Raw genomic sequence first — 25595 nt, forward strand, 5'->3', positions numbered from 1 at the left:
CCGCGCCGGGGTGCTGCACACTGACGCCGTGGACGGTGCAGAGCAGAAGCGTACGGTGACCGGCGGCGACCGCCCCCCGCGTTCGGCGGTGGTGGTCAACCCGACGAAGGTGGCCGATCTCGACGAGTTCCGCGCGACCGTGGACGAGGCGCTCGCCGCCGCCGGCTGGCCCGCCCCCACCTGGTACGAGACCAGCGCCGAGGACCCGGGCCGGGGGCAGACCGAGCAGGCCGTCGCCGCCGGCGCCGAACTCGTGTTCGCCTGCGGCGGCGACGGCACGGTGATGGCCTGCGTCACCGCGCTGGCCGGCACCGACGTGGAACTCGCCGTGCTGCCCCAGGGCACCGGCAACCTGCTCGCCGCCAACCTGGGGCTCTCCAACGACCTCGCCGCCGGCCTGCAGGTGGCCGTCGAACGGGGCCGCCGCCGGCTCGACGTCGGCGTCGTCGACGACCGGTGCTTCGCGGTGATGGCCGGAATGGGCTTCGACGCGCAGATGCTGGCGGACACCTCCGAGACCACCAAGGCCCGCATCGGCTGGCCCGCGTACGTGGTGGGGGCCGCGAAGCACCTGCGGGACCGCCCGATGCGGCTCAGCATCCGCATCGACGACCGGCCGCCGATGCGTCGCCGGGCCCGCACCGTGCTGGTCGCCAACGTCGGGCGGCTGCAGGGCGGGGTGCGCCTGCTCACCGAGGCCGAGCCGGACGACGGGTGGCTCGACGTCGCCGTGCTCACCCCCAACCGGGTCCGGCACTGGCTCGCCATGGGCTGGGCCCTGGTCCGCCGCCGGGACAGCGTCCCCCGGATGGAGGTGTACCGGGCCCGGAAGGTCGTCATCACCAGCAACCGGGCCCAGCCCCGGCAACTCGACGGCGACCTGATCGCGCCGGGGCGGACCCTGACCGCCGAGATCAAACCCGAGTCGCTCTGGCTCTGCGTGCCACGTCCGGCCGGCGACCCCGACCTGGCCCACGACGCCGACGCGGCCGCGCGGCGCGGGGAGAAGCTGGTCGGGGAAGCGCGCCGTGAGTAGCACCCGGCTCGTCCCCGAGACCCGGTTGATGGCGTCGGACGAACTCGCCGCCGACGACGCCTGGCGTACGCTGCGCCGCCACGGCGGCTGGCACCTCATGCGGGACGCGTTCATCCGGTTCCGCTACGGCGACGGGTTCAGCCACTCCCGGGCCTTCGCCCTGCAACTCTGCCTCGCCGTCGTGCCGTTCCTGATCGCCCTCACCGGCCTGATCAGCGACCTCGGTGTCGAGGAGGGTGGCCGGGTGGTCGCCGACACCGTGCTGGCGCTGACCCCGGGGCAGAGCGAACAGGTGGTGCAGGACCTGCTCGGCGAGGGCGACCGCACCGAGAGCGCCGGCGAGTTGGCGTTGACCCTCGGCCTGATCACCGGCCTGGTCGCGTTGACCACCACGATGGCGCAGATCGAACGCGGCGCCAACCGGATCTACGGCGTGGAACGGGACCGTCCCGCGCTGTGGAAGTACCTGCGGGCGGCGGTGCTGGCCGTTGTCGCCGGCCTGCCCGCGCTGGCCGGGTTCCTGATCCTGGTCGGCGGCGGGGCGATGGGCGAGTCGGTGCAGCGGCACTACCGGTGGGGGGATTTCGCCGCCGGGGTGTGGGAGGTGGTGCGCTGGCCGCTGAGCCTCGTGCTGACCGTGGTCGCGGTGGCGGTGATCTTCCGGCACGCGCCCCGGCGCAAGCAGCCCGGCCTGTCCTGGCTCTTCTTCGGCGCCGGCATCGCCACCGTCCTGTGGTGGCTGGCCAGCCTGCTGCTCGCCGCGTACGTCAGGTTCGGCGGCGGGTTCGGCCAGACGTACGGGGCGTTGACCGGCATGATGGCGCTGCTGCTGTGGGCCAACCTCACCGGCATGGCGCTGTTCGGCGGGCTGTCCTTCGCCGCCCAGTTGGAGGCGATGCGGATCGGGGCCCCGGAGCCTGCCCAACCCGACCTGTGGGAGCCCGACGTCGAGCGGGACGAACTGCTCGACACCGGTGACATGACCGCACTTTGAGCCCGCCACACCGGACGGGCGTGTACGCGGCGGCGGAATCGGGTACAGCGCGCCTCGCCACGTCGACGCAAGGGAGGTGCGGGGTGACCGCGGTCAAGGAGTCAACGGCCCGACGGCCGCTCGGCCATTTCGCCGAACGGAGCGTCGTCGGCCTGCTGGCCGTGGCCGGCGCGGGCGTGGCCTTCGGGCTGCTGCTGATGCTCGTCCGGTTCAGGTGGAGCCCCATGTACCACGCCGACCACGAGGCGGCCGAGTGGTTCAACGGGCTCGTCGCCCCGCACCACGCGCTGGTCACCGTGCTCCAGGCGGTCACCGACCTGGGCGGGCGGCCGGTGCTGATCTGGCTGGTCACCATCGCCGTGGTCACCCTGCTGATCCGTCGCCAGTCCCGGCTGGCGGTCTACCTGATCGTCACCGGGGTGGGCGGGCTGATCCTCGACCCGTCGCTCAAGGCCCTGGTCGGCCGGCTCCGCCCGGTGGTCGACGTGCCGGTCGCCAGCGCCCCCGGCAACAGCTTCCCCAGCGGGCACGCGCTCGGCTCGTTCGTCGCGTACGGGGCGCTGCTGCTGGTCTTCCTGCCGGCCATGTCGCCCCGTTGGCGCAAGCCGGCGATCGCCGTCGCCGCAGTGCTGGTGGCACTGATCGGGCTGACCCGGATCGCGCTCGGCGTGCACTTCGTCTCCGACGTGATCGGCGGCTGGCTGCTCGGCGCGGCCTGGCTCGGCGTCACCGCGTACGCCTTCCGGCTGTGGCGACGCGAGCGGGGCCGACCGGTGCCGCCGCTGACCGAGGGGCTGGAACCGGAGGCCGGCGACAAGATCACCCCCGCCCCGGCCGAGGAGCACGTGCTGGAGCACCCCCGGTCCGCCGTGGCCGAACTGCTGGTCGGCTGGGTGATCGTCTTCGGCGCCCTGTACGCCTTCGGCACGTACGTCAGCTACCACGCCAAGGGCACCGTCTTCGAGACCCTGGACACCGACGTGCCGCGCTGGTTCGCCGACCGGCACACCGACTTCCTCACCGAGCTGAGCTGGTGGTGGAGCAAGTTCGGCGACACCCACGCCATCCTGATCGTCTCGCTGGTCTTCTGCCCGCTGGTGCTGGCCATCTGGAAGCGGTGGCGGCCGGTGCTCTTCGTGGTGCTGGCCCTCTTCGGCGAGCTGAGCCTGTTCCTCGCCTCCGCCCGGGTGGTGGACCGGCCCCGCCCGGCGGTGGAGAACCTCGACGGGCAGATGCCCACCTCGTCCTTCCCGTCCGGGCACATCGCCGCGACCACCTGCCTCTGGCTGGTCATCGCGATCATCGTGTTCGTCCGCACCGACCGCTGGTGGCGGTGGCTCTTCGTGGCGCTGGCCGTGATCATGCCGATCGGGGTGGCGGTCTCCCGGATGTACCGGGGCATGCACCACCCGACCGACTTCATGGGCGCGCTGATCCTCAGCGGCCTGTGGATCGGCCTGCTCTACTGGGTTATCCGCCCCAACGCCGACGTCTACGAGGGCAACCGCCCCGAGATCGAGTCGGAGCAGGTCGACGAGCTGGACGACGAGCTGGCCAAGGCCGGCCGCCCCGGGTGAGCCGCCGACCGTGCTGCGGGTGATGACCTGGAACATCAGGACCGGCGGCCGGGACCGTACCGGCCCGGACCGGCGGGACCTGGTGTGCCGGGTCGTCACCGCGCAGACCCCCGACGTGCTGGCCGTGCAGGAGCTGCGCGGCTTCGACCGCCCGGGGGTGCTGGCCGGGTTCGCCGACCGGGTGGGGATGCACCCCCACCTGGCCCGCACCTGCTTCGGTCAGCCGGTGGCGGTGCTGGTCCGCCCGCCGTGGCGGACCCGCTCGGCCGGGCCGGTCCGTCGGCCGTTGCACCACGCGGCGCAGCGGGTCGAGCTGGCCACCACCGCCGGGCCGCTCACCGTGCTCAGCGCCCACCTCGACCCGTACACCGGGTTGCGGCGACGCATCGAGGCCGGCTGGCTCGCCGCAGCCGTGCGCCGCGCACCGGGGGAGCTGGCGCTGCTCGCCGGTGACCTCAACACCCTCGACCCGGGCACCGATCACACCGGGCGGGTGGCCCGGCTGCCGGTGGCGTACCGGCGGCGGCACCTGCGCCGCGACGGGCGGACGGTGGACACCCGGGCGGTGGCCCGGCTGCTCGCCGCCGGCCTGGTCGACCTCTGGACCCACGCCGCCGCCGGGTCGGTCGATCCGGCCGGGTCGGTCGAGGCCGGGCTGACCGCGCCGACCCGGCACGGCGGTGGCGTCGAGTTCTCCGGCATGCGGCTGGACTACCTGCTCGGCACCCCGGCGCTCGCCGCCCGGCTGCGCGACGTCCACGTGGTACGCGGCGGCGACACCGAGTACGCCTCCGACCACTACCCGGTCGTCGCCGAGCTGGACCTCGACCCGGCCTGACCGCCCCTCCGCAGAAACCCGTGCAACCCTTTGCGCTCCCGCCGCCATCGCTACGGGTGACAGTGCCAGCGTCCGGGACGGGGAGTGGTCGATGCACGCGATGCAACGGCAGGAGTACGTCGACTTCGTGACGGCGGCGACACCGAAGCTGCGCCGGACGGCGTACCTGCTTACCGGGGGAGATGCCCACCGTGCCGACGACGTCGTGCAGCAGACGCTGACCCGGCTCTACGTGAAGTGGGGCCGGGCACGGTCCGCCGACGACATCGGGGCGTACGTGCACCGGATGCTGGTCAACGCGTTCCGGCAGGAGCGCCGGTCCCGCTGGTTCGGGGTACGCCTGCTCGACCGCCCGCCGGAGCCGGAGCCCGGGGGAGTTCGGCCGACCGACGCCGTGGTGGACACGGTCGCGGTGCGGGCCGCGTTGGCGGCGGTGCCACCCGGCCAGCGGGTGGTGCTGGTGTTGCGCTTCTACGCCGACCTCAGCGTCGAGCAGACCGCCGAGGTGCTGGGCTGCTCACCCGGCAACGTCAAGAGCCAGACCGCGCGAGGGCTGGCCGCGCTGCGCCGGCGGTTGCCGCTGGCGGACCCGACGGAGGTGACCCGATGATCCATGACGACGAGACCCTGGTCCGGGAGATGCTGACCCGGGCCGCCGACGACCTACCGACCGGAGGCCCGGACACCCCGGCGTTGGTGACGGCAGGGGAGCGCGCGGTGCGGCGTCGCCGCCGGCTGGCCGTGGCGGCCACGGCAGTGGTCACCGCCGTTGCGCTGCTCGGGGTCACCGCCCTGCTGGGGGTACGACAGTCGCCGACCCCGGCCGACCGCACCTGGCCGCCGACGGTGGCGCCGACCGCCTTCGATCCGACCCGGCAGCTCTTCCGGTTGACCTGGCTACCGGCCGACCTGTCCGAACGGAACCTCTCCACCGCCGCGGACCGGCAGACGATCGGGGCGTCCCGGTTCACACCGGTCGAGGCGACCCGGGTCCGCCGGTTGGTCGGCAGCGTCGCGGTGACGGTGGGCGCGCGGGGGGTGGATTTCTTCGCCGACCAGTTGACCCGGGACAACAGGGACGCGGGCAGGCTGCGCAGCGGCCCGACCCCCTGGGCCACCCCGCCCGGTTCACCTGTCGAGCCGGTGCAGGGGCACCCGGCGTTCCTGCACACCAGCCCCAACGGCAAGGAGACGGTGTTCTCCTGGCAGTACGCCCCGGACGCCTGGGTCACGATCACCGCGGTCACCATCGACCGGCCTGCGGAGGTGCTGCGGCGGGTGGCCGAGGGGATGGTGTGGGAGCGGCAACCGGTCCGGGTGCCGCTCCAGCCGGTGGCGCTGCCGTCGGACGCCCGGCTCCACCAGGCCCGGATGCGCTGGCGGGACGGCCGGTGGGACACGGTGGTCCTCGACTACCGGCTCCCCGGTTCCGCTGCCGCCCGTGGGGACCTGAGCGTCGGCCTGGAGCGCGGCGACCGGCCGGATGAGCCGACGGGCGTCGTGCACGGTCGACCGGCGTGGACCTTCCTCCAGCATGGTGGGCCCGGCACCTGGTCGGTCGGGGGCGTGCCCGGCTGCGCCAGCTGCCGGGCAATGGTGGGAACGGGGAGTCCGGCGGGCAGCGCCGCGCTCGGTGGCGAGGACGGGGCCCGGGACCTGGCCGCCGCCATCCGGCCGGTCGCCGACCACGACGACGAATCGACCTGGCGACCGCTGTGACGTCGACCGGCGGGGAGCGTGCACGCCGCGCTCCCCGCTGTCGTCAGAGGAGCAGGTTGACCAGGACGGTCAGGGCGATCGAGGCGAGCACCGAGAACAGGATCATCAGCAGGCAGCCGAAGCCGCCGCCTAGAGGTCGGATCTGCGTGTTGCCGAAGCGCATGGTTCACCTGGCCAGGGTCGGGACGAGCAGGTCACGGATCGCTCCGGCCACCGGCCCGGGGGCGGTGGTGAGCACGTTGTGGGCGGCACCGGGCACGGTGACCAGCCGGGCGTCGGGCACCAGCCGGGTCACCTGGGCGCGCCACCGGGGCGGCACGATCGGGTCGCGTTCCCCGGCCAGCACGAGGGTGGGCGCGGCGATCCTGACCAGATCCTCCTCCACCGCGTTGTGGACCGAGTGCGCGATGGTGGCCGCCACCCGCCAGGGGCGCGCGTCGAGGACGTCGCGGACCAGGATCGGCGCCTGCCAGGGCGTCTCCCGCAGGCTGTCCACCAGCCACCGGCCGACCAGCCCCCGCCGGGACCGGGCGGTCGGGTCGCTGGTCGGCCCGGCCAGCACCAGCGCCCGGACCGCCCCGGGGTGGTCCGCCGCGAGCGCGGCGGCCACCTCCGCGCCGAACGAGTGCCCGACCAGGCAGACCGGGGGCATCCGGTACGCGTCGAGCCAGGCCAGCAGGTGGGCGACGTGCTGCCGCAGGTCGTAGGAGTGGCCGGGGTGGGCGCTCAGCCCGAAGCCGGGCAGGTCCGGCACGTACACCGGGTGGGTGGTGCCGAGCGTCTCGGCCAGCGGGGTGAGGTAGCGGTGCGACACGGCCAGCCCGTGCACCAGCACCACCGGGGGTGCGCCGGGCACGGTCGGGTCGGCGGAGCGCCGGGTGTGCGTGCGCAGCCCGTCGACGAGCCGGAACTCGCTGGTCAACGCCGTCCGCACCCGGCGCGCGACGGCCTGTGGACCCGGCGGCGTGGCCGGCGATGTGCGGGTCGGAGCCGGCGCGGCCCGGGAGGCGGTGTCCGGGTCCGGCACGGTGACCGGGTGGTCCGGGCCCGGAGTGTGGGCGGGCGGCCGATCGGACCCGGCCGTCGGGTGCGGTGCGGCCAGTGCCCGCCGCAACGCGTCGAGGCCGGTCCCGGTCGGGCCGGGGCGGGCACGCGACCCGGCCCGACCCGCCACGGCGGTCACAGTTCGCGCAGTCGGGGCAGTAGCTGCTCCTGCGCCCAGTCCAGGAACATCGGCTGGCTGTCTCCGCCGACCTGCACGATCGCCACGTGCGTGAAGCCGGCGTCGACGAAGGCGCGGAACGCCTCGACGTGCCGGTCGACGTCGGGCCCGCAGGGGATGCCGTCGGCGACGTCCTCCTCCCGGACGAACTGGGTGGCGGCGGCGAAGGCCTCCGGGTCGGGCAGGTCGGCGTTGACCTTCCAGCCGCTGCCGAACCAGCGGAACTGGTCGTGCACGATCTTGCGGCACTCGGCCTCGTCGGGGCCGTAGCAGATGGCCACCTGGCCGTAGCGGGGTTGCCCGGCACCGCCCGCGTCGTCGTAGAGCTGGATGATCCGGGAGTCGGGTTCGGTGGCGACGATGCCGTCGGCGTACTCGGCGGCGAGGGCGGCCGACGACGGCCCGGACGCGGCGACGGCCATCGGTACGGGGTGATCCGGGCGGTCCCAGACGTAGGCGTCGGGGACGTCGAAGTGGTTGCCGGAGAAGGTCAGCGTCTCGCCGTTGAGCAGCGGACGGATGATCTGGAGCGCCTCGGAGAACATCTCGTGCCGCTGCTGCACGTGCGGCCACCCGCCGACCACGTGTTCGTTGAGGTTCTCCCCGGCGCCGAGGCCGAGGGTGAACCGCCCGTCGGAGAGCACCCCGATGGTGCTGGCCTTCTGCGCCACCACCGCCGGGTGGTACCGGCGGATCGGGCAGGTCACGAAGGACATCAGCTCGGCCCGGCTGGTGGCGTGGGCGACCGCGCCCAGCACCGACCAGGCGTACGGGGAGTGGCCCTGCGCGTCGAGCCACGGATAGTAGTGGTCGGACATGACCAGCTGGTCGAAGCCGGCCGCCTCCGCCCGTACCGCGTGGTCGACCAACTGCTTCGGGCCGGTCTGTTCGCACATCAGGGTGTAGCCGACGCGGACCATACTGGTTTCTCCTTCCGGGCGACGATCGTCACCGGATACCCCTGGCCGGTGCCGGTCAACCTCGGATGTGCGGCCGGGTCCCTCTTGACGGTGACGGGAGGGCCGTCTAATGTCCGGCTTAACCGGTTCAGGCTGGTGGTGTCACATCCTGTGGTGGGGATGACCGCCCCCTGTGGCGGCTCACGGTCGGCGTGGGTCGCCGCAGGGTCGGCGGAGGCAGGCAGCCAACTTAACCGGTTGCCTTCCCGGCCCGGTGGCCCTACGCTGGTCCGCACGCGGCCAGGGAGTCAGGCGGCGGCTGTCGGGCTGCAGCCGAGCGCCACCGTCACCAGCATCGCCACCCCGCCAGGGCAACGGGGTCGACCCTTCCTGAGGAAACCCATGAAGAAGCGACTTTCCGTCGCCGGCGTCGCCCTGCTCACCGTCCTCGCCGCCGTGTTCGCCTTCGGCCAGCCGGCCCAGGCCGCGGCCGGTTTCACGGTCTCCGGTGGCAAGCTCTACGACGCCAACGGCAACGAGTTCATCATGCGGGGCGTCAACCACGCCCACACCTGGTACCCGCAGCAGACCACCTCCTTCGCCAACATCAAGGCGCTCGGCGCGAACACCGTGCGGGTGGTGCTGGCCAGCGGTGACCGCTGGACCAAGAACACCGCCGCCGACGTCAGCAACGTCATCTCGCTGTGCCGGGCCAACAAGCTGATCTGCGTGCTGGAGGTGCACGACACCACCGGTTACGGCGAGCAGGCCGGGGCGATCACCCTGGACCGGGCGGTCGACTACTGGCTGAGCATCGCCAGCGCCCTGCAGGGCCAGGAGCGGTACGTCATCGTCAACATCGGCAACGAGCCGTACGGCAACCAGGGCTACGCCACCTGGGCCACCGACAACGCCAACGCGATCAAGCGGCTGCGGGCCGGCGGCATCACCCACACGATCATGGTGGACGCCCCCAACTGGGGTCAGGACTGGTCGTTCACCATGCGCGACAACGCGGCCGGGGTGTTCGCCGCCGATCCGCAGAAGAACACGGTCTTCTCGATCCACATGTACGGCGTCTTCGACACCGCCGCCGAGATCAGCGACTACCTGGGTCGGTTCCGCACCGCCAAGCTGCCCATCGTGGTGGGCGAGTTCGGCTTCGACCACTCCGACGGCAACCCCGACGAGGACACCATCCTGTCGTACACCCAGGCCAACGGGATCGGCTACCTCGGCTGGTCGTGGAGCGGCAACGGCGGTGGCGTGGAGTACCTCGACATGACCACCAACTTCAACCCGGCCGCCCTGACCACCTGGGGGCAGCGGATCTTCAACGGCGTCAACGGCATCAAGTCGACCGCGAAGGAGGCGTCGGTCTACTCCGGCACCACCCCGACGACGACGCCGCCGACCACCCCGCCCACGACCCCGCCGACCACCCCGCCGACCACGCCCCCCACCACCCCGCCGACGACGACCCCGCCGGCGACCGGGGGCTGCACCGCTACGTACACCGTCATCGGGTCGTGGCAGGGCGGCTTCCAGGGTGAGGTGAAGGTGACCGCCGGCAGCGCGGCGATCAACGGCTGGACGACGAAGTGGACCTACGCCAACGGTCAGACCGTCAGCCAGTCCTGGAACGCGTCGCTGAGCAGCAGCGGCAGCACGGTGACCGCCCGCAACGTCGACTACAACGGCCGGCTCGGTGCCGGGGCCAGCACCGCCTTCGGCTTCATCGGCAGCTGGACCGGCAGCAACCCGGCCCCCACGGTGACCTGCACCGCGAGCTGACCACCCCGGGTGGCCGGGTCCTCCGGGGCCCGGCCACCACCCGTGCGTGATCCCCTCATCGGGGGCGAGGTAGCGGTATCGAGCGTCGGGGACACCGCTACCTCGCCCCCGATGAGTCGATCAAGCGCCCTGCGCCCGCCCACCCGAACCCGGACGCGGGCTCACAGTCAGTCGACGGCGTCGACCTCCAGCAGCAGCGCCTGCTCCGGGTTCAGGGCCGGCAGGTGCAGGCCCACCGTCGCCAGCACCGAGCCGGGCAGCGTCACGGCGGGCAGCCAGCCCGGTCCGGTGATCTGCATGACGTCCGGCTCCGGCACCCCCTGCGCGGGACGGACGGCGTACCGGCGGGCCGGGTCGAGGCCGGGCAGGCGCACCGGGCCGGGGGTCTGCGTGACGGAGGTGGCCACCCGGGACACCGCGTACACGGCGCGGGAGCGGTCGTGGGCGACCACGCCGTGCGCCTGCACGGCGGGGTCCGGGTGGTCGAACCGCACCACCCGCCCGGTGTGCAGCAGCGGCCGGAGCCGCTTGTGCAGGGCGACCCAGGCGGTCAGCTCGGCCCGCTCGGCGGGATCGAGCGCGACGATGTCCCACTCGATGCCGTGGTGGCCGAAGAGCGCGGTGACCGCCCGGAAGCCCAGGGTGTGCACCCGGCCGGTGGTGTGTGAGCGCCCCGGGCCGATGTGCGTGCCGACCAGTTCCGGGGGCAGCAGCAGCCCGGTCCAGCGTTGGATGGACAGCCGTTCCAGGGCGTCGTTGGTGTCGCTGGCCCAGACCCGGTCGGTACGCCGCAGGATCTCCAGGTCGACCCGGGCCCCGCCGGACGAGCAGCTCTCGATCTCCAGGTGCGGGTGCCGGGCGCGCAGCTCGTCGAGGAGCCGGTACGCCGCCACGGTCTGCGCGTGCACCCCGGGCCGGCCGGCGTGTCCGGCCTCGGTGAGGTCCCGGTTGTGGTCCCACTTGAGGTAACTGATCCCGGGGTTCCCGGTCAGCAGGGCGTCGAGCCGGTCGAGCAGGTGGGCGTACGCCGCCGGGTTGGCCAGGTCCAGCACCTGCTGGTGCCGCCACGGCAGGGGTAGCCGGTCGGGGGTGGCGAGCACCCAGTCGGGGTGGGCGCGGAACAGGTCGGAGTCGGGGTTGACCATCTCCGGTTCGACCCAGAGCCCGAACTGCATGCCGTGCCCGCGAACATGCTCGATGAGTGGTCCCAGGCCGGCCGGCCAGACGTCGGCGTCGACCTGCCAGTCGCCCAGACCGGCCCGGTCGTGCCGGCGGCCGGTGAACCAGCCGTCGTCGAGGACGAACCGTTCCACGCCCACCTCGGCGGCCCGGTCGGCGAGGGTCCGCAGCCGGTCCAGGTCGTGGTCGAAGTAGACGGCCTCCCACACGTTGAGGGTGACCGGACGCGGCGTGCGGGGATGTTCCGGCCGGGCCCGCAGGTGGGTGTGCAGCAGGTCGCTGAGCCCGTCCAGCCCGGCGGTGGAGTGCACCGCGTAGAGCAGCGGGGTGGCGTACTCCTCACCGGGGCCGAGGACGATCTCGCCGGGGGCGAGCAGTTCCCCGCCGCCCAGGGTGGATTCACCGGTCGGGCGGCGTTCGGCGACGGTCACGTGGTCGCCGCTCCACGCGGTGTGCACCGCCCACAGCTCGCCGTGGCCGAAGCCGAATCCGGCGGTGCCGGCGACCAGCAGCAGGGTGGCGTCGTGCCCGGTCCGCCCGTGCCGACCCTCGCGCACCCAGGCGCCGTGCGGCCACGGGTGCCGCTGCGGCGCACGTTCGCGGCACCAGCGGCCGGTCAGGTCGAGCAGTTCGGTGGCGAGCGCCGGCACGGGCAGCACCGGTGTCAGCTCGCGTACCTCGTAGGGCTGGTCGGCGTCGTTGCGCAGCCGGTGCCGCACGGTCAGCACCCCGACCGGGTCGAGGGCGATCTCGACGGTGAGGGTCAACCCGACGCCCGGGTCCGTCGCCCGCACGCTCACCCGCGCCGCGCCGACTCCACCCCGGTCATCCTCCTCATGGGCTACGCGCACCGCGTCCCCCACGTCGCCACGCGGATCATCGACGTCGATCGCGTCGAGGCGGAAGGCGGTGGACCAGTCCCGTCCGTGGCGGTGGCCGGCGAGTCCGGGTCGGCCGCTCCAGCCGGCGCTCGCCTCGGGCAGCAGGGACAGCACGGTCGGCGCGTCGAAGCTGCTCGGCACCACCGGCGGCACGGTGACGTCGAGCAGGGCCGGCAGGTCGTCGGCGGGCACCGGGCCGAGGTCGGTGCCCCAGTGCACGATCCGGGGCAGCCCCGGGCCGCGTGCGTCGAGCACCAGGCTGGTGTGGCCCCGGCGCAGGTGGATCACGGTCGGATCGGTCATGGCGCTCATCTCCGGTGCGGGCACCCCGGCGTTCGTCACGGTGGGTGAGGTCGAGGGGTGTCAGTGCCGCGCGAGAGCGGTATGCCTGCGGGTCATGTTCATGCCTGCCAGGAATACCGCTCTCGCGCACATGGGTGGGTGGGGCGGTGGCTCAGCCCTTGGACGCCCCCAGGGTCAGGCCCTTGACGAACTGCTTCTGCAACAGGAAGAAGATCACCAGGGTGGGGATGGCGACCAGCACCGAGCCGGCCGACACCAGGTTGTTGTCGGTGAAGAACTCGCCGCGCAGGTTGTTCAGCGAGCTGGTGACCGGGAACTTGTCGCCGGTACGCATGAGCACGGTGGCCCAGAAGAACTCGTTGTAGATCCAGGTCACCTCCAGGGTGGCCAGGGCCGCCAGCGCGGGCCGGCACAGCGGCATGGTCACCTGCCAGTACTGCCGCCAGATGCTCGCCCCGTCCACCATTGCCGCCTCGTAGAGGTCGCGGGGCAGCGCCTTCATGTAGTTGCTCAGCACGAAGACGCAGAAGCCGCACTGGAAGGCCACGTTGACCAGGATCAGCCCCCAGTAGCTGTCGTAGAGCAGCTCCGAGTCGCTCATGAACTCCGGCAGCGGCACCTCGGTGAAGATCCGGAACAGCGGGATCAGCAGCGCCTGCTGGGGCAGCAGGTTGGCGGCGGTGAACAGCCCGAGCAGGACGATGTTGAGTTTCCAGCTGAACCGGGCGATCACGAACGCCACGCACGAGGCGAGGAACAGGGTCAGCAGCACCGCCGGGACGGTGATGTAGACCGAGTTGAGGAAGTGCTTGCCGAACTCGGCGGTCTGCCAGGCGGTGACGTAGTTGTCGAACGTCCACCCGCCGAACGAGACGTACCCGTTGGCGGCGGTGTAGGCGTACGAGCGCAGCGAGGTCAGCACCGCCCAGAGGATCGGGAAGAGCCAACCGACGGCGACCGCGCCGAGGAACAGGTGCAGCACCACCCGGGCGGGGCGCAGGGGCCGGCGGCGCGGTGCCGGCTTGGCCGTCGGCGTCGATGCCGGCGGTCGGGTCACGGTCGACGCGCTCATCGCCGGTTCTCCCTCATGACGACGGCCAGGTAGATGGTGATGAAGACCAGCGAGACCGCGAGCATGATCGTCGCCAGGGCGGAGCCGAAGCCGATCCGGCTGGCCTCGCCGACGACGTTCTGGGTCACCAGGGCGGAGATCAGCTCCAACCCGTTGCGCCCCTTGTTGATCACCCAGACCAGGTCGAACGCGCGCAGCGACTCGATCACGGTCACCACCAGCACGATGATGTTGATGGGCCGCAGCACCGGGAAGATCACCCGGAAGAAGGTGCTGGTCTCCGACGCGCCGTCGACCGAGGCGGCCTCCCGCAGCGACGGGTCGACGCCCTTGAGCCCGGCCAGGTAGAGCAGCATGATGTAGCCGACGTGCCGCCAGCCGGCCGCCACCAGCACCGCCCAGATGTTGACGTTCGGGTCGCCGTACCAGTCGGTCTGGCCGCCCAGGACGGCGTTGAGCAACCCCTGGTCGCGGGAGTAGATGAGCTGCCAGACGAAGCCGATCAGCGCCAGCGAGAGCACCACGGGCAGGTAGAGCGCGGTCTGGTAGAACCGGCTGCCCCGGATCTCCTTGTCGAGCAGCACGGCGAGGAACATCCCGAACGGGGTGGCCACCACGAACAGCGCGGCCAGCCAGAGCAGGTTGTTCTGCATCGCGGGCACGAACGGCGGGTAGATGTTGACCACGTCGGAGTAGTTCCGGCCGCCGACCCAGTCGATCTCGCTGAGCGGCCCGATGCCGTCCCAGTCGGTGCCGGAGAGCGCCACGGTGGCCAGTGCGGGCAGCCAGACCAGGGCGACCACCAGCAGCAGCGGTACGAGCACCATCAGCGTGATCACCACGCGGTCGGTGCGGGACAGGAGCCGTAGCCGCCGGCCGCGACCACCCGGGGAGGTGGTGGTCGTGGCCGGCGACGACACGGCGTGATCCGCCTGGATCAGGGGCAGGTCGGACACGACGGTCCTCCCCCTCTCGCCGTCAGCTGGTGAAAATCGACTTCTTCTGGTTCTCGATGCTGTTGACCAGCCCGTCGATGTCCTTGGGGTTCTTGATGAACTGTTGCAGCGCCGGGATGATCACGGTGGAGGCGAAGTCCGGCCGGGTGTCGCGGTCGAGGAACTGGGCGATCTCGGTGGCCGAGCCGACCAGCTCGGCGGCCTTCTTCTGCAGGGCCGTGTAGCCGCTGGTGTCCGCGCCGCTGTTGGCGACCAGCGTGGTCGGGTCGTTCTTCACCGTGATGTCGGCGGCCTCCTTGGAGCCGACGAACTCCAGCAGCTTCTTGGCGCTGGCCTCGGCCTTCGGCTTGCGGGCCAGCATGTAGCCGTCGATCGGCGCGTCAAGGGCCTTGGCCCCGATCGCCGGGTCGATCTCGGGGAAGGTGAAGAAGTCGATGTCGTCCTGCTCGTCGTTGCCGAACTGCTGGGCGACGAAGAGACCGAGCAGGTACATGCCGCTCTTCTTCTGCTGCAACGACTGGGCGGCCTCCTGCCAGGTGCGGCCCAGGCTGTCCGGCTGGTGCAGGGGGAGCAGGCCGGCCCAGGTGTCGAAGACCTTCTTCACCTTGTCGGAGGTCCACGCCTCCTTGCCGGCCATCAGGTCGATGTGGAACTGGTAGCCGTTGATCCGCAGGTTGAGGATGTCGAAGGTGCCCATCGCCGGCCAGCCGTCCTTGTCGGCGAAGGCGATCGGGGTGAGGCCGTCCCGCTTCATCTGCGCGCTGAGGGTGGTGAGCTGGTCGAGGGTGGTCGGCACCTGGTAGCCGTGCTGCTTCCAGACCGACTTGCGGTAGAACATCGCCCACGGGTAGTACGACGACGGCACGAAGTACTGCTTGCCGTCGTCCCCGGTGGACGCCTTCTTGAACGCGTCGGAGTAGCCGGAGAGCTTGCCCCACAGGTCGCTGATGTCGCCGGCCAGTCCCTTGGCGGCGAAGAAGCGCATCCGGTAGCCGGCGAACCACATGAACACGTCGTCCGGCTTGCCCTGCAGGTAGTTGTTGATGTTCTCCTGGTAGGTGTTGTGGTCCACCGTGTTGATCTTGGCGGTGATGCCGGACGAGGTCTTGAACCCGTCCATCACCTTGGCGATGACCCCCTTGGGCTGCGGGTCGGACTGGTTGGAACCGACCGACACCTCCTTGCTGTCGCTGCCCGAGTCGGAGTCGGAGCCGCAACCGGCGAGCAGCCCGGTGCCGAGCAGCGCGCCCGCGCCGACCCCGGTGATCAGGGAACGTCGTCCGATGCCGGCGACGGAGGACGGTACGAGCCGGGCGAGATACTCGGCTTCGGTGCGGGGACGGGACATGGTGCCTCCTGCGGAAGAAGAGGTGCGCTGCGCCCGAGGGCCGTCAGTGGTGGGGGAGCGGCTGTTCGAGAATGCCAACATAGATCCACCGAGAACGAACATTGGCAAACACAAACTCCCGGTGGCGCTTGAAGCTACCCGTCCGTGCGCGCCTGTCAAGAGGGCAGCTCCGGATCGATATCGCCGAAGCCGTACGGGATCCTGGTGGTAAACGTTGGAAAGCGGGTCCGTGTTGGAAAGTGTTGACTTGATCGACCGCTAGGGGCACGCTCTGCTCTCATGCGGCAACACGGCAGCTGGCAGGGCGACGGAATCTACTTCGGCGCCGACTACAACCCCGAGCAGTGGCCCGAGCAGGTCTGGGCCGACGACGTCGCGCTCATGCGCCGGGCCGGCGTCAACCTCGTCTCGGTCGGGATCTTCTCCTGGGCCCTGCTCGAACCGTCCCCCGGCCGGTACGAGTTCGGCTGGCTCGACCGCGCCCTCGACGTGCTGCACGCCGGAGGCATCCGGGTCGACCTGGCCACCGCCACCGCCAGCCCGCCCCCGTGGTTGGCCCACCGGCACCCCGAGACGCTGCCGCGCACCGTCGACGGCACCGTGCTGTGGCCCGGTGGCCGGCAGGGCTACTGCCCCAGCTCGCCGGTCTTCCGCGAGCGTTCGCTGGCCCTGGTCGAGACGGTCGCCGACCGCTACGCCGAGCACCCCGCCGTGGTGATGTGGCACGTCTCCAACGAGCTGGGCTGCCACAACGTGCACTGCTACTGCGACGTCAGCGCCGCGGCGTTCCGGGAGTGGCTGCGGGAGCGCTACGGCGACCTCGACCGGCTCAACGACGCCTGGGGCACCACCTTCTGGAGCCAGCGCTACCACGACTGGGCCGAGATCAACCCGCCGCGCGCCGCGCCCACCTTCGCCAACCCCACCCAGCAGCTCGACTTCCTGCGCTTCTCCTCCGACGCGCAGCGCGCCCAGCTCCGCGCCGAACGGGAGGTGCTCAAGCGGCGGGTCGGCCAGCCGGTCACCACCAACTTCATGATCGGCATGGGCATCAAGCACATGGACTACCACTCCTGGGCCGCCGACGTGGACATGGTCGCCAACGACCACTACCTGACCGTCACCGACCCGAACGCCCACCTCGGCCTGGCGTTCGCCGCAGACCACACCCGGGGCGTGGCCGGCGGCGACCCGTGGCTGCTCATGGAACACTCCACCAGCGCGGTCAACTGGCAGCCGCGCAACGTCGCCAAGACCCCCGGCCAGCTACGCCGCAACAGCCTCACCCACGTGGCGCGCGGCGCCGACGGGGTGCTGTTCTTCCAGTGGCGGGCCTCCCGGGCCGGTGCGGAGAAGTTCCACTCCGCCCTGGTCCCGCACGCCGGCCCGGACACCAAGGTCTTCGACGAGGTCCGCCGGCTCGGCGCGGACCTCACCGCCCTGGCCGAGGTACGCGGCAGCCGGGTCGACGCCGAGGTGGCGATCCTGTTCGACTGGGAGGCGTGGTGGGGCGTCGAACTCGACTCCCACCCCAGCGTCGACGTCACCTACGCCGACCGGATGCGGGCGCTCTACGACGCGCTGTGGCGGGCCGGCGTCACCGCCGACGTGGTGCACCCGTCGACCGACCTGTCCGGCTACCGGCTGGTCCTCGTCCCCACCCTCTACCTCGTCCGCGACGCCGACGCCGAGGCGCTGAGCCGGTACGTCGCCGGGGGCGGGACGGCGCTGGTGACCTACTTCAGTGGAATCGTCGACGAGCACGACCACATCCGGCTCGGCGGCTACCCGGGGGCGTTCCGGGACCTGCTCGGGGTGCGTACCGAAGAGTTCTTCCCGCTGTTGGCAGGCGAGCGGGTGGCGCTCGACGACGGTTCCACCGCCGACGTGTGGACCGAGTGGCTGCACCCGGCCGGCGCGGAGGTCGTCGCGTCCTACGAGGACGGTCCGCTGCCGGGCGTGCCCGCGCTGACCCGGCACCGGGTAGGCGACGGCACCGCCTGGTACCTGGCCACCCGGCTCGACGAGGCGGCCACCGACGCCCTGGTGGGCCGGCTGCTCACCGAGGCCGGGGTACGCCCGCCGGCCACCGCCCCGACCGGCGTCGAGGTGGTCCGTCGCCGGGCCGACGACCGGTCCTGGCTGTTCGTGGTCAACCACACCGACGCCGAGGCGACCCTCGACGTGACCGGCACCGACCTGCTCACCGGGCAGCCCTGCGGCGGCACGCTGCGGGTGCCCGCCGGCGAGGTGGCCGTGGTGCGGGAGGAGCCGGCCGTGAGCGGGGCGGTCCCAGCGGGTGAACCGTCCCCGGCCGCAGCGGCCTGACCTGCGTACCGTTCCCTCGTCCGCGCGGTTGGGAGGTTCGATGCTCGCTCAGCAACGGCAGAACGCCATCCTGGAGCTGATCCGGCAGCGCGGCGGGGTGCGGGTCAGTCACCTGGTCAGCCGGTTCGGCGTCTCCGACATGACGATCCGCCGCGACCTGGAGGTGCTGGCCGAACGGGGGCTGGTCGACAAGGTGCACGGCGGGGCGACCCTGGCCGGCCCCGGGTCCGCCGAGGAACCCGGCTTCGCCGCCAAGTCGATCCGCCAGCAGGACGAGAAGCGGGCCATCGCCGGCCGGGCCGCCCGGATGGTCGAGCCCGGGATGGCCGTCGCGTTGTCGGCCGGCACCACCACCGCCGCGCTGGCCACCCTGCTCGGCGACGTACCCGGGCTGACCGTGGTGACCAACTCGATCCCGGTCGCCGACGCGCTCTACCAGAACCCGCGCGTCGACCAGACGGTGGTGCTGACCGGCGGCATCCGTACCCCGTCGGACGCGCTGACCGGGCCGGTGGCCGAGGCGGCGATCCGTACCCTGAACGTGGATCTGCTATTTCTGGGCGTGCACGGGATGAGCCCGCGCACCGGGTTCACCACCCCCAACCTGCTGGAGGCGGCGGTCAACAAGCGGTTGATCGGGGCGGCCCGGCACCTGGTGGTGCTGGCCGACCACACCAAGTGGGAGACGATCGGCATCGCCACCATCGCCCCACTGGCCGAGGCCGACCTGCTGATCACCGACGCCGGGCTGCCGGCGGACGGCCGCCGGCAGATCGGTGAACAGGTAGGCGAACTGGTCGTCGTCGAGGTCGACTGACCGCCGTCCGTCCCGCTCACCGGTCCGGGTCGCACGGCCCGTCGTGGTCGGCCCGCGCCAGGCAGCGCCGCCGGTCAGCCATGATCCGGTCACAGAACACCCACCGTCGTACGTGCTGGGCGTCCTCGGCCGACACGGTGGCCCCGGCCACTTCGAGCCCCGGCACCAAAACCAACGACCGCGCCAGCGCGTACGCGAAACGCAGCGCTTGATCCTGGTCGGTGGCCGCGACGGGCAGGTGCAGCACGTGGCGGTGACCGTCGTCCCGGCCGGACGCCGGGTCATCGCTCAGCACGGGGGACGGTTGGCCTGGGCGCTGCGGCGGTCCCGCAGCAGCCGCTTGAGTCTGGTGTTCTCCCCGGTCAGCCGGGACACCTCCTGATGCAGGCTGGCCAGCTCCAGGGCGACCCGGAGCAGGAACCGGCGTACCTCCCGGGGGTCGAGGCCCCGCCGGCCGAAGCCGACGGTGGGGAACTGGTGGTCGCGCACTAGAAGCGGATGCAGCCGGGCCGGCAGGGTGCCGTCGTCGCGGATCATTCGTCGCCTCCTGACGGGTACGGGGTCGCGGGAGCCCACGCCGCCGTGATAGATATTCAGCAAGTCGGTCGGAGCCGGAATTCGGCTTCATGTTGAGACCCGACGAGATCCGGTATGCGGCTGCCATCCGCGAGGCCGTCTCTCGTCACCTTCTCGGCTGTTGGCACAGCCGCGGTTACTGCGCTTGCACCGGGCGTCCCCGGGGGCCGGTGATCACCCTCACCCGAAGGCCACATTTCCAGTGGGCTGGAACTGGAGCAATGGTTCCTTCGCGGGCCTCGTCAACTTTTTCGAGAGGTGGATCATGCCGCACAAGCCGTTCATACGGACCCTGCGCGCGCAGTGGCTCGGCCAACAACTCCGCGCCCTCCGGGAAGAACGCGGAATGACCTTGAAACTCGTCTCGGAGCACCTGCAACGCGACATGTCGGCGCTCGGCCGTTACGAGCGGGCGGACTGGCCGATCCGCAAGGGTGACGTCGTCGCACTGCTCGACCTCTACGGTTTCCACCACGCCGCCGAGCGGGCCCGCCTGCTGGCGCTGGCCGAGGACGTGTGGCGCACCGACCGCTGGGACGAGGACTACGGCGACGTCGTCGACTCGTCCTTCATCGAGTACCCGTGGCTGGAGGGCCGCGCGGAGCACATCGGCTCGTACAACACGATTTTGCTGCCCGGTCTGATGCAGACCCGCGAGTACGCCGAAGCGGTGATCCGCAACGCGGAGGAGCCCGGTGTTCCTGACGCGACGGTTGCACGGTGGGTGGAGTTGCGCATCGAGCGACAGAAGGTGCTCGACGGAAAGACGAAGGTCGGTGCGGTGCTGGATGAGAGCGTCCTACGCCGGCTGGTTGGTGGACCTTCGACCATGCGCGCACAGCTCGAACATCTTCTCGAACTGGCCGCGCGACGGAACGTGGAGATTTCGGTGTTGCCGTCTGCAAAGGCTCTCCATGCGGGCATGGACGGAGCCTTCACGGTCTTCACCCTGCCGAAGCCCTACCCCGCAGTCGCCTATGTGGAGAACCTCGCCGGGCGACTCTACGTGGAAGCGCCAAGATCAATGAAGTTCGTTCACGTATACGATCGGCTGAGGGATGCTGCGCTGGACACCAGCGAGTCGGGGCAGCTGATCGCAAGCGTCGTGGAGGGGTTGTCATGAGCGAGAGACTGCCGGCGGTGGCCTGGCATATCAGCACGAAAAGCAACGACAATGGCGGGAGTTGTGTGGAGGCGGGGCCGTTGCTCGACGGCTCGGGTCGGGTGGCCGTGCGGCACAGCAAGGCGCGTGACGCGGCGACGATCGTCTACACGGCTGACGAGTGGGCGGCCTTCGTCGGCGGAGTCAAGGACGGCGAGTTCGACTTCACCGACGCCTGAGCCTGGTGCAGGTGGGGCGACCTTGCCGGCGGGTTCGACCAACCCAAAGATCCCGGGTGGACACAAGACCGGAGTCTCCTGGAGAGCATCGTCACCGATCGGCAGGCCGAGGTGAGGACGTGGAGTTCAGCGGGTCTGCCGGGTGATGGTGACTGGCTTGATGCCGTAGTCGGCGAGCCAGCTGAGCAGATCGTCACGGTGGGCGTGGACGAGCGAGCCGCCGGTGAACCGGACGTCGTCGGTCACCTCGGCGACGACCTGTGGGGGTGGGAGGAAGGAGTGTGCCGCCTCGTCGGTGGTGAATTCGGCCTCAGCGAGGACCAGACCGTGCAGCGGTGGGTCGAAGACGTCGATGCCCAGCGGTGGGACGCTCAGGCGTGTCTTGCCCAGGGTCGCGGCCGGCAGGCGGGCGAGCAGTTCGTACTCGGCTGGGGACAGGTACATGTTCGTGATCAGTCCCTGGACGTGACCCGGCCGCTGGGCGGGTACTTTCTGGGTGAGCTTCAACTCGCAGGCTCCGCTGGCAAGGCTCTCGTCCCGCCGTAGGCGTAGCCGGGTGCCATCCAGGTAACGGTCGGTGATGCGGCGGCCGGCGGTAACCGTGGCCGGCGGCGGCGGTCCGGCCAGCAGGAACCGCCTCTCCCGCTCGACCCGTGCGTACTTCCCGCCGCAGGCGGGCTTCTCTGGCATCGCGTCTTTCTGCGACGTCATGCCGCTGTCTCCCTGGGTGATTGCTTCGCCTCATCCTGCCACCGCACGGCCCTGTCGGGGCCGCCGTTCATGCGGATACCGGTTCGGATGGGAGACGTTGTTTGCGGATGAGGGCCAGGAGGGCGATGTGGGTCTGGCTGTCGGCAGCCGCGACGAGTCCTCCGGCACCCGTGTGTAGCGGTTCGCCGTCGATTCCGGTGACGACGCAACCGGCTGCCTGGCACAGGGCGATTCCGGCGGTGAAGTGCACGCTGTCGCGTAGGTGGCCGTCCGTGACGTACGCGGCACGGCGTCCGGCGGCGACCCAGGCCACCGCCAGGGTGGTGGATACCACCCGGGGTCGGAACCGGTGGATGAAGTCGTCGTCGGCCAGCAGCCGGGCTGCCAGGAAGCTGTTCCTGTTCGGGAACGGCGGGTCGAGATTGACGTCGACCAGGTGGGACTCCGCCGACGGGACGAGTTGTGCGTCCGTCCCGCCGGTGCGCAGGTACGCGGCATCACCGTCGGTCCAGAACACCTCGCCGGTGAACGGGTCCGCCGAGGCTGCCACGATGGTGGCGGTCCCGATCTGCAGGGCCACGTTGACCGAGACCCAGCATGTTGCGTACGGCGAAGTTCAGTGTTCCGCACAGGGGATCGACCAGCCATGTGCGGTCGTTGCCTGCCGGGCCGGTGCGTCCGCCCTCCTCGCCCAGCACGACGTCGTCCGGGCGCGCCGCGCGTAGGACATCGATGATGGCCCGCTCGGCCTCGAGGTCGGCGATGGTGGCGAAATCGCCACCGACCTTGTCGAAACGCGCCAGGGCCGAACCGTAGTGGGAGCGTACGGTCGCGGCACCGGCCTGCGCCGCCTCGATGGCCAGGGCGTGGTCGCTGATCGACATGGCTGAAGGGTAGTGTCGCCGAGCTGCGGGCGCGCACCGCGCGCCGGTAACGGTCGGTCAGGAACAGTGTCGGTTGCCCCGTGGTCACCCTCCGAGCGGCCTGATCCCGCACCTCAGAGGGCGTCGAAAATCGCCCCTACGGATTGCGCTCCCCTCGCTACGATGACGCCCTCGGCGTCGATAGAGACGCCGCCACGGGGGAGGGTACAAGTCCACATGAGACACTTCAGAGCGGCCATACCGCTGACGATTCTTGCGGTTGTGGCAGCCATGGTGACCACCGGTTCTCCGGCCTCGGCCGCCGACTCGTTCGATGTGACGCTGAAGAGTTGGGCCTATCTCGACTCGCAGAACCCGGACGCGAAGGTCGTCGATGCGGCGGTGGCGCCGCCGGTCGGAACCTCCCGCGACGAGGCCGACCGGACGCACATCTACCGCTCCTACTTCACCTACGACCTGACCACGCTGAAGGGCACGGTCGTCCACAGCTCATACCTGTGGACGAACGAGAAGACGGTCGTCGACTGCTCCGCCCCGGCAACCATCGAGGTGTGGCGGACCCGCCCGGTCAAGAGCAACACCACCTGGCTGCGTCCGCCGGCCGAGATCGAGAAGCTGTTGACCGCCAAGCGGGGTGCCGGCGCTGCCTATTGCCCCGGCTACCTGGGCTTCGACATGGTTGCCACGCTCAACGCGGCGCTCAGCCGGGGTGAAAAGAGCATTACCCTGGAGTTCCGGGTCGCCGCCGATCAGGAAGGCGTCGGGTGGACCGGTCGTACCTTCGACAAGCCGGTGCTCAGTGTGACGGTGAACCACCCGCCCACGGTCACGGACCTCAAACTGAAGTACCCGGACCGGCCGTGCGGCACGCTGGCCAAGCCGTCGCCGGCAGCACGGAACACGGTCTTCTCAGCCACCCCCAGTGATGCGGACGAGGGCGACCACCCGACCGTGCTGTACGCGATCTGGCCGGTCGACCACCCCGACCAGCGTCGTGAGTTCCACGACTACTACGGCACCGACCTGAGCCAGTACGCCGACGGTACGGTCCTCGCCTGGCAGGCACAGGCCAGCGACTACTACGACCAGGGCCCATGGAGCAGGACCTGCTACCTGGTCATGGATCTGACCGCACCGGCCGATCCGCCGAAGGTGTCGTCGCGGACCTATCCCGAGGGTGACTCCCCGGGCGGTGGCACCGGCATCGAGGGAACGTTCCGGTTCGACGGGGCTGGCGACCGCGACGTGGTGGCGTTCACCTGGCGTGACTCCATGGGATATTCCGGCCAGGTTCCGGCCCGGCACCCGGGCGGCAGGGCGACCCTGAAGTACACCCCCAAGCTACGGTTGATCACCGACCTCTATGTCGCGTCCGTCGACGCGGCGGGTAACCGGGGGCCCGAGAAGAACTACCGGTTCCGGGTCGCCGAGACGGCACCGCGCGTCGATGTCGTCGTGCAGGGCGTCGGCCTGCCGAGCACGATCACGTTCATCGCGTCGAAGCCCGAGACCACCGCGTTCGGGTACCAGCTCAAGGACGGCGCGGAGGTCCGTCTCCCGGCGGTCGACGGCAAGGCCACCGGCCCTGTCACGTTCACCACCACCGGCATGATCGAGGTGGCTGTCCGGAGCTACGCCAACAACAAGCTGATCGGGCAGGAGACCCTGCAGGTCTGGGTCACCGACGCTCCCGGCATCGAGTCGGCGGAGTTCAACCTGGACACCGATCAGGTCGCGGGCAAGGTCGGCTCGTTCCGGTTCACCCCGCACAGCAACGATGTCGTCGCCTACGAGTACAACCTCGACGACGAGTGGAAGACTATTCCGGCAGCCGACGACGACACCGCCGTACTGCCGTGGACGGCGACGCCGGGCTGGCACTCGATGGTCGTCCGGTCGGTGCGGGCGGACGGTTCCACGTCGATGGAAGCGGACTATCAGTTCAACATCATCGACAACCGCCCGACCGCCTACGCCAACGAGTTGAGCATCTGGCCGCGCCGGGACGGCGTCGGCGTGCCGCTGAGCGTCGAGTTGCAGAGTCGACTGCCGAACCTGACCGGATTCGTCTACCGGTTCGACGGCGGCGCCGAGCAGACCGTGCCCACCGGGGGCGATCCGTACGCTCTCATCACGGTCACGCCGACGCACGCCGGCGACAACACCGTGGTCGTTCAGGCGTTGCTGTCGGACGGTTCGCGCTCGCCCGCCACCACCTACACGTTCGGCATCTGGTCCGGTCCCGTGGTCACGCAGACGCCGGAGGGCGACGGCACCGTCGGTCGGACCGTGACGTTCACCTTCCATCCGGGACTGCCGGACGTCGCCTCCTACCGCTACTCGTTCAACAGCGCCGACGAGGAGACCATCCAGGCCGGTCCCGACGGCACCGCGACGGTCACGTACACGCCGGGCTCGTGGGGCTACAACGACGTGCGGGTCACGAGCGTCGGCGCGGACGGCACCGAATCGGACCTGCGGATCGCGCCGTTCAGCGTTCGGGACAACAAGGTCGCCGTTTACAGCACCTACGACTGGTCACGTGTGGGGATCGGCTGGACCGGATACTTCTATTTCAGCACCCAACTGTTCGGCGAGGTCACCGAGTACCACTATCGCGTCAACGACGGTCCGGAGCAGATCCTGCCGGCGAGCGCCGACGGTACGGCGACACGGGTCGCGGTGCCGTTCGAACGCAACGGTACGAACACGCTGCACGTGCAGAGCCTGACGGCGGGCGGTGAACTCTCGCCCGTGACGGACTACGACTTCACGGTCGGCGATGCGCCCTACGTCGTGAGCGCCCAGTATCCGAGCGGCACCTGGTCGGGCGGTGCCGGTGTTCCCGGCACCTTCGAGTTCAGCGGCGGCACTGCGGGAATCGTGTCCTTCTCGTGGCAGATCGACGACGGCCCGTCGACCGACGTGCCGGCTGACAGCCAAGGGAGGGCGTCGATCACTTACACGCCGGCGCAGAACTTCGAGACGCACACCCTGTCGGTGACCGGCCACAAGGCGGACGGCACGCACACCGACGTCACCCGCTACAGCATCTACGTCTCCAACGGCACCTGACGCCGGTACGAGGACGGATCTCGGAGGTGTAGGCAACGGCAACCT

At 70.8% G+C, this 25595-nt stretch carries 21 protein-coding genes and 1 pseudogene; 12 read left to right on the plus strand and 10 right to left on the minus strand.

The window, feature by feature from the left end:
- Positions 1 to 28: 28 nt before the first annotated feature.
- The 6 genes from JQX11_RS06650 to JQX11_RS06675 all read left to right on the plus strand — a co-directional run bounded on the left by JQX11_RS06650 (position 29) and on the right by JQX11_RS06675 (position 6164).
- The gene (locus JQX11_RS06650) at positions 29 to 1036 is read left to right on the plus strand and encodes a diacylglycerol/lipid kinase family protein (RefSeq protein ID WP_204924062.1); all 1008 of its coding nucleotides are present in this window, start codon (positions 29 to 31) and stop codon (positions 1034 to 1036) included.
- The gene (locus JQX11_RS06655) at positions 1029 to 2030 is read left to right on the plus strand and encodes a YihY/virulence factor BrkB family protein (protein WP_204924063.1); all 1002 of its coding nucleotides are present in this window, start codon (positions 1029 to 1031) and stop codon (positions 2028 to 2030) included. Before JQX11_RS06650 ends, JQX11_RS06655 begins: the two co-directional genes overlap by 8 nt.
- 83 nt (positions 2031 to 2113) lie before the next feature.
- Positions 2114 to 3607 carry a phosphatase PAP2 family protein gene (locus JQX11_RS06660; protein ID WP_204924064.1) on the plus strand — a complete coding sequence of 498 codons (1494 nt, stop codon included), beginning with the start codon at positions 2114 to 2116 and terminating at the stop codon, positions 3605 to 3607.
- A 10-nt stretch (positions 3608 to 3617) separates the two neighbouring features.
- The gene (locus tag JQX11_RS06665) at positions 3618 to 4445 is read left to right on the plus strand and encodes an endonuclease/exonuclease/phosphatase family protein (protein ID WP_204924065.1); all 828 of its coding nucleotides are present in this window, start codon (positions 3618 to 3620) and stop codon (positions 4443 to 4445) included.
- Between the two features lie 91 nt (positions 4446 to 4536).
- On the plus strand, positions 4537 to 5055 hold the full coding sequence (locus tag JQX11_RS06670; protein WP_204924066.1) for a SigE family RNA polymerase sigma factor: 519 nt from the start codon (positions 4537 to 4539) through the stop codon (positions 5053 to 5055).
- The gene (locus JQX11_RS06675) at positions 5052 to 6164 is read left to right on the plus strand and encodes a hypothetical protein (RefSeq protein ID WP_204924067.1); all 1113 of its coding nucleotides are present in this window, start codon (positions 5052 to 5054) and stop codon (positions 6162 to 6164) included. The genes JQX11_RS06670 and JQX11_RS06675 overlap by 4 nt, the downstream gene beginning before the upstream one ends.
- A 166-nt stretch (positions 6165 to 6330) precedes the next feature.
- Here the strand turns inward: JQX11_RS06675 and JQX11_RS06680 are convergent, their stop codons facing one another.
- Positions 6331 to 7086 carry an alpha/beta fold hydrolase gene (locus JQX11_RS06680; protein ID WP_232377265.1) on the minus strand — a complete coding sequence of 252 codons (756 nt, stop codon included), beginning with the start codon at positions 7084 to 7086 and terminating at the stop codon, positions 6331 to 6333.
- Between the two features lie 257 nt (positions 7087 to 7343).
- Positions 7344 to 8306 (minus strand): TIGR03557 family F420-dependent LLM class oxidoreductase, encoded by a 963-nt coding sequence (locus JQX11_RS06685; protein WP_204924068.1) that lies wholly within the window; start codon positions 8304 to 8306, stop codon positions 7344 to 7346.
- 381 nt (positions 8307 to 8687) lie between these two features.
- On the opposite strand from JQX11_RS06685, the gene JQX11_RS06690 reads away from it, so the two are divergent.
- The gene (locus tag JQX11_RS06690; protein ID WP_204924069.1) at positions 8688 to 10079 is read left to right on the plus strand and encodes a cellulase family glycosylhydrolase; all 1392 of its coding nucleotides are present in this window, start codon (positions 8688 to 8690) and stop codon (positions 10077 to 10079) included.
- 167 nt (positions 10080 to 10246) lie between these two features.
- Here the strand turns inward: JQX11_RS06690 and JQX11_RS06695 are convergent, their stop codons facing one another.
- From JQX11_RS06695 to JQX11_RS06710, 4 genes are all read right to left on the minus strand, one after another.
- Positions 10247 to 12442 carry an alpha-galactosidase gene (locus JQX11_RS06695; RefSeq protein WP_204924070.1) on the minus strand — a complete coding sequence of 732 codons (2196 nt, stop codon included), beginning with the start codon at positions 12440 to 12442 and terminating at the stop codon, positions 10247 to 10249.
- Between the two features lie 151 nt (positions 12443 to 12593).
- A complete protein-coding gene (locus JQX11_RS06700) occupies positions 12594 to 13514 on the minus strand; it encodes a carbohydrate ABC transporter permease (RefSeq protein WP_204924071.1) in 921 nt (306 codons plus the stop codon).
- Positions 13511 to 14470, minus strand: coding sequence for a carbohydrate ABC transporter permease (locus tag JQX11_RS06705; RefSeq protein WP_088642202.1), 960 nt, complete (start codon positions 14468 to 14470; stop codon positions 13511 to 13513). Before JQX11_RS06705 ends, JQX11_RS06700 begins: the two co-directional genes overlap by 4 nt.
- Before the next feature lie 22 nt (positions 14471 to 14492).
- Positions 14493 to 15818 carry an ABC transporter substrate-binding protein gene (locus tag JQX11_RS06710; RefSeq protein ID WP_204924072.1) on the minus strand — a complete coding sequence of 442 codons (1326 nt, stop codon included), beginning with the start codon at positions 15816 to 15818 and terminating at the stop codon, positions 14493 to 14495.
- A gap of 279 nt (positions 15819 to 16097) precedes the next feature.
- Between JQX11_RS06710 and JQX11_RS06715 the strand changes: the two genes are divergently transcribed.
- Both JQX11_RS06715 and JQX11_RS06720 read left to right on the plus strand, forming a co-directional pair.
- Positions 16098 to 18146, plus strand: coding sequence for a beta-galactosidase (locus tag JQX11_RS06715; RefSeq protein WP_204924073.1), 2049 nt, complete (start codon positions 16098 to 16100; stop codon positions 18144 to 18146).
- A gap of 40 nt (positions 18147 to 18186) precedes the next feature.
- Positions 18187 to 18963, plus strand: a complete 777-nt coding sequence (locus tag JQX11_RS06720) for a DeoR/GlpR family DNA-binding transcription regulator (RefSeq protein ID WP_204924074.1) — start codon at positions 18187 to 18189, stop codon at positions 18961 to 18963.
- Between the two features lie 16 nt (positions 18964 to 18979).
- Here JQX11_RS06720 and JQX11_RS06725 read toward each other — a convergent pair whose 3' ends face one another.
- Together JQX11_RS06725 and JQX11_RS06730 are read right to left on the minus strand one after the other, a co-directional pair.
- Positions 18980 to 19258 (minus strand): hypothetical protein, encoded by a 279-nt coding sequence (locus tag JQX11_RS06725; protein ID WP_372444563.1) that lies wholly within the window; start codon positions 19256 to 19258, stop codon positions 18980 to 18982.
- Positions 19252 to 19500, minus strand: a complete 249-nt coding sequence (locus JQX11_RS06730; RefSeq protein ID WP_204924075.1) for a DivIVA domain-containing protein — start codon at positions 19498 to 19500, stop codon at positions 19252 to 19254. The genes JQX11_RS06725 and JQX11_RS06730 overlap by 7 nt, the downstream gene beginning before the upstream one ends.
- Positions 19501 to 19804: 304 nt before the next feature.
- Here JQX11_RS06730 and JQX11_RS06735 point away from each other — a divergent pair, with 304 nt between their 5' ends.
- The gene (locus tag JQX11_RS06735; RefSeq protein WP_204924076.1) at positions 19805 to 20662 is read left to right on the plus strand and encodes a helix-turn-helix domain-containing protein; all 858 of its coding nucleotides are present in this window, start codon (positions 19805 to 19807) and stop codon (positions 20660 to 20662) included.
- Positions 20659 to 20880: a DUF397 domain-containing protein gene (locus JQX11_RS06740; RefSeq protein WP_204924077.1), complete on the plus strand. Its 222-nt coding sequence runs from the start codon at positions 20659 to 20661 to the stop codon at positions 20878 to 20880. The genes JQX11_RS06735 and JQX11_RS06740 overlap by 4 nt, the downstream gene beginning before the upstream one ends.
- A gap of 126 nt (positions 20881 to 21006) precedes the next feature.
- Here the strand turns inward: JQX11_RS06740 and JQX11_RS06745 are convergent, their stop codons facing one another.
- Both JQX11_RS06745 and JQX11_RS06750 read right to left on the minus strand, forming a co-directional pair.
- Positions 21007 to 21591 (minus strand): CYTH domain-containing protein, encoded by a 585-nt coding sequence (locus JQX11_RS06745; RefSeq protein WP_204924078.1) that lies wholly within the window; start codon positions 21589 to 21591, stop codon positions 21007 to 21009.
- Positions 21592 to 21658: 67 nt separating this feature from the next.
- A pseudogene (locus JQX11_RS06750) lies at positions 21659 to 22475 on the minus strand (inositol monophosphatase family protein).
- 66 nt (positions 22476 to 22541) lie between these two features.
- On the opposite strand from JQX11_RS06750, the gene JQX11_RS06755 reads away from it, so the two are divergent.
- On the plus strand, positions 22542 to 25550 hold the full coding sequence (locus JQX11_RS06755) for a hypothetical protein (RefSeq protein WP_204924079.1): 3009 nt from the start codon (positions 22542 to 22544) through the stop codon (positions 25548 to 25550).
- The last annotated feature ends 45 nt before the right edge of the window (positions 25551 to 25595 follow it).

Origin of the sequence: Micromonospora humida, assembly GCF_016901255.1 — a bacterium.
Classification (GTDB): domain Bacteria; phylum Actinomycetota; class Actinomycetes; order Mycobacteriales; family Micromonosporaceae; genus Micromonospora; species Micromonospora wenchangensis.

Coding starts and splice junctions, on each gene's coding strand:
- JQX11_RS06700 (WP_204924071.1), bottom strand. CDS start 13,514: ATGAGCGCGTCGACCGTGACCCGACCGCCGGCATCGACGCCGACGGCC.
- JQX11_RS06730 (WP_204924075.1), bottom strand. CDS start 19,500: ATGATCCGCGACGACGGCACCCTGCCGGCCCGGCTGCATCCGCTTCTA.
- JQX11_RS06710 (WP_204924072.1), bottom strand. CDS start 15,818: ATGTCCCGTCCCCGCACCGAAGCCGAGTATCTCGCCCGGCTCGTACCG.
- JQX11_RS06745 (WP_204924078.1), bottom strand. CDS start 21,591: ATGACGTCGCAGAAAGACGCGATGCCAGAGAAGCCCGCCTGCGGCGGG.
- JQX11_RS06685 (WP_204924068.1), bottom strand. CDS start 8,306: ATGGTCCGCGTCGGCTACACCCTGATGTGCGAACAGACCGGCCCGAAG.
- JQX11_RS06740 (WP_204924077.1), top strand. CDS start 20,659: ATGAGCGAGAGACTGCCGGCGGTGGCCTGGCATATCAGCACGAAAAGC.
- JQX11_RS06720 (WP_204924074.1), top strand. CDS start 18,187: ATGCTCGCTCAGCAACGGCAGAACGCCATCCTGGAGCTGATCCGGCAG.
- JQX11_RS06695 (WP_204924070.1), bottom strand. CDS start 12,442: ATGACCGATCCGACCGTGATCCACCTGCGCCGGGGCCACACCAGCCTG.
- JQX11_RS06735 (WP_204924076.1), top strand. CDS start 19,805: ATGCCGCACAAGCCGTTCATACGGACCCTGCGCGCGCAGTGGCTCGGC.
- JQX11_RS06690 (WP_204924069.1), top strand. CDS start 8,688: ATGAAGAAGCGACTTTCCGTCGCCGGCGTCGCCCTGCTCACCGTCCTC.
- JQX11_RS06675 (WP_204924067.1), top strand. CDS start 5,052: ATGATCCATGACGACGAGACCCTGGTCCGGGAGATGCTGACCCGGGCC.
- JQX11_RS06670 (WP_204924066.1), top strand. CDS start 4,537: ATGCACGCGATGCAACGGCAGGAGTACGTCGACTTCGTGACGGCGGCG.
- JQX11_RS06715 (WP_204924073.1), top strand. CDS start 16,098: ATGCGGCAACACGGCAGCTGGCAGGGCGACGGAATCTACTTCGGCGCC.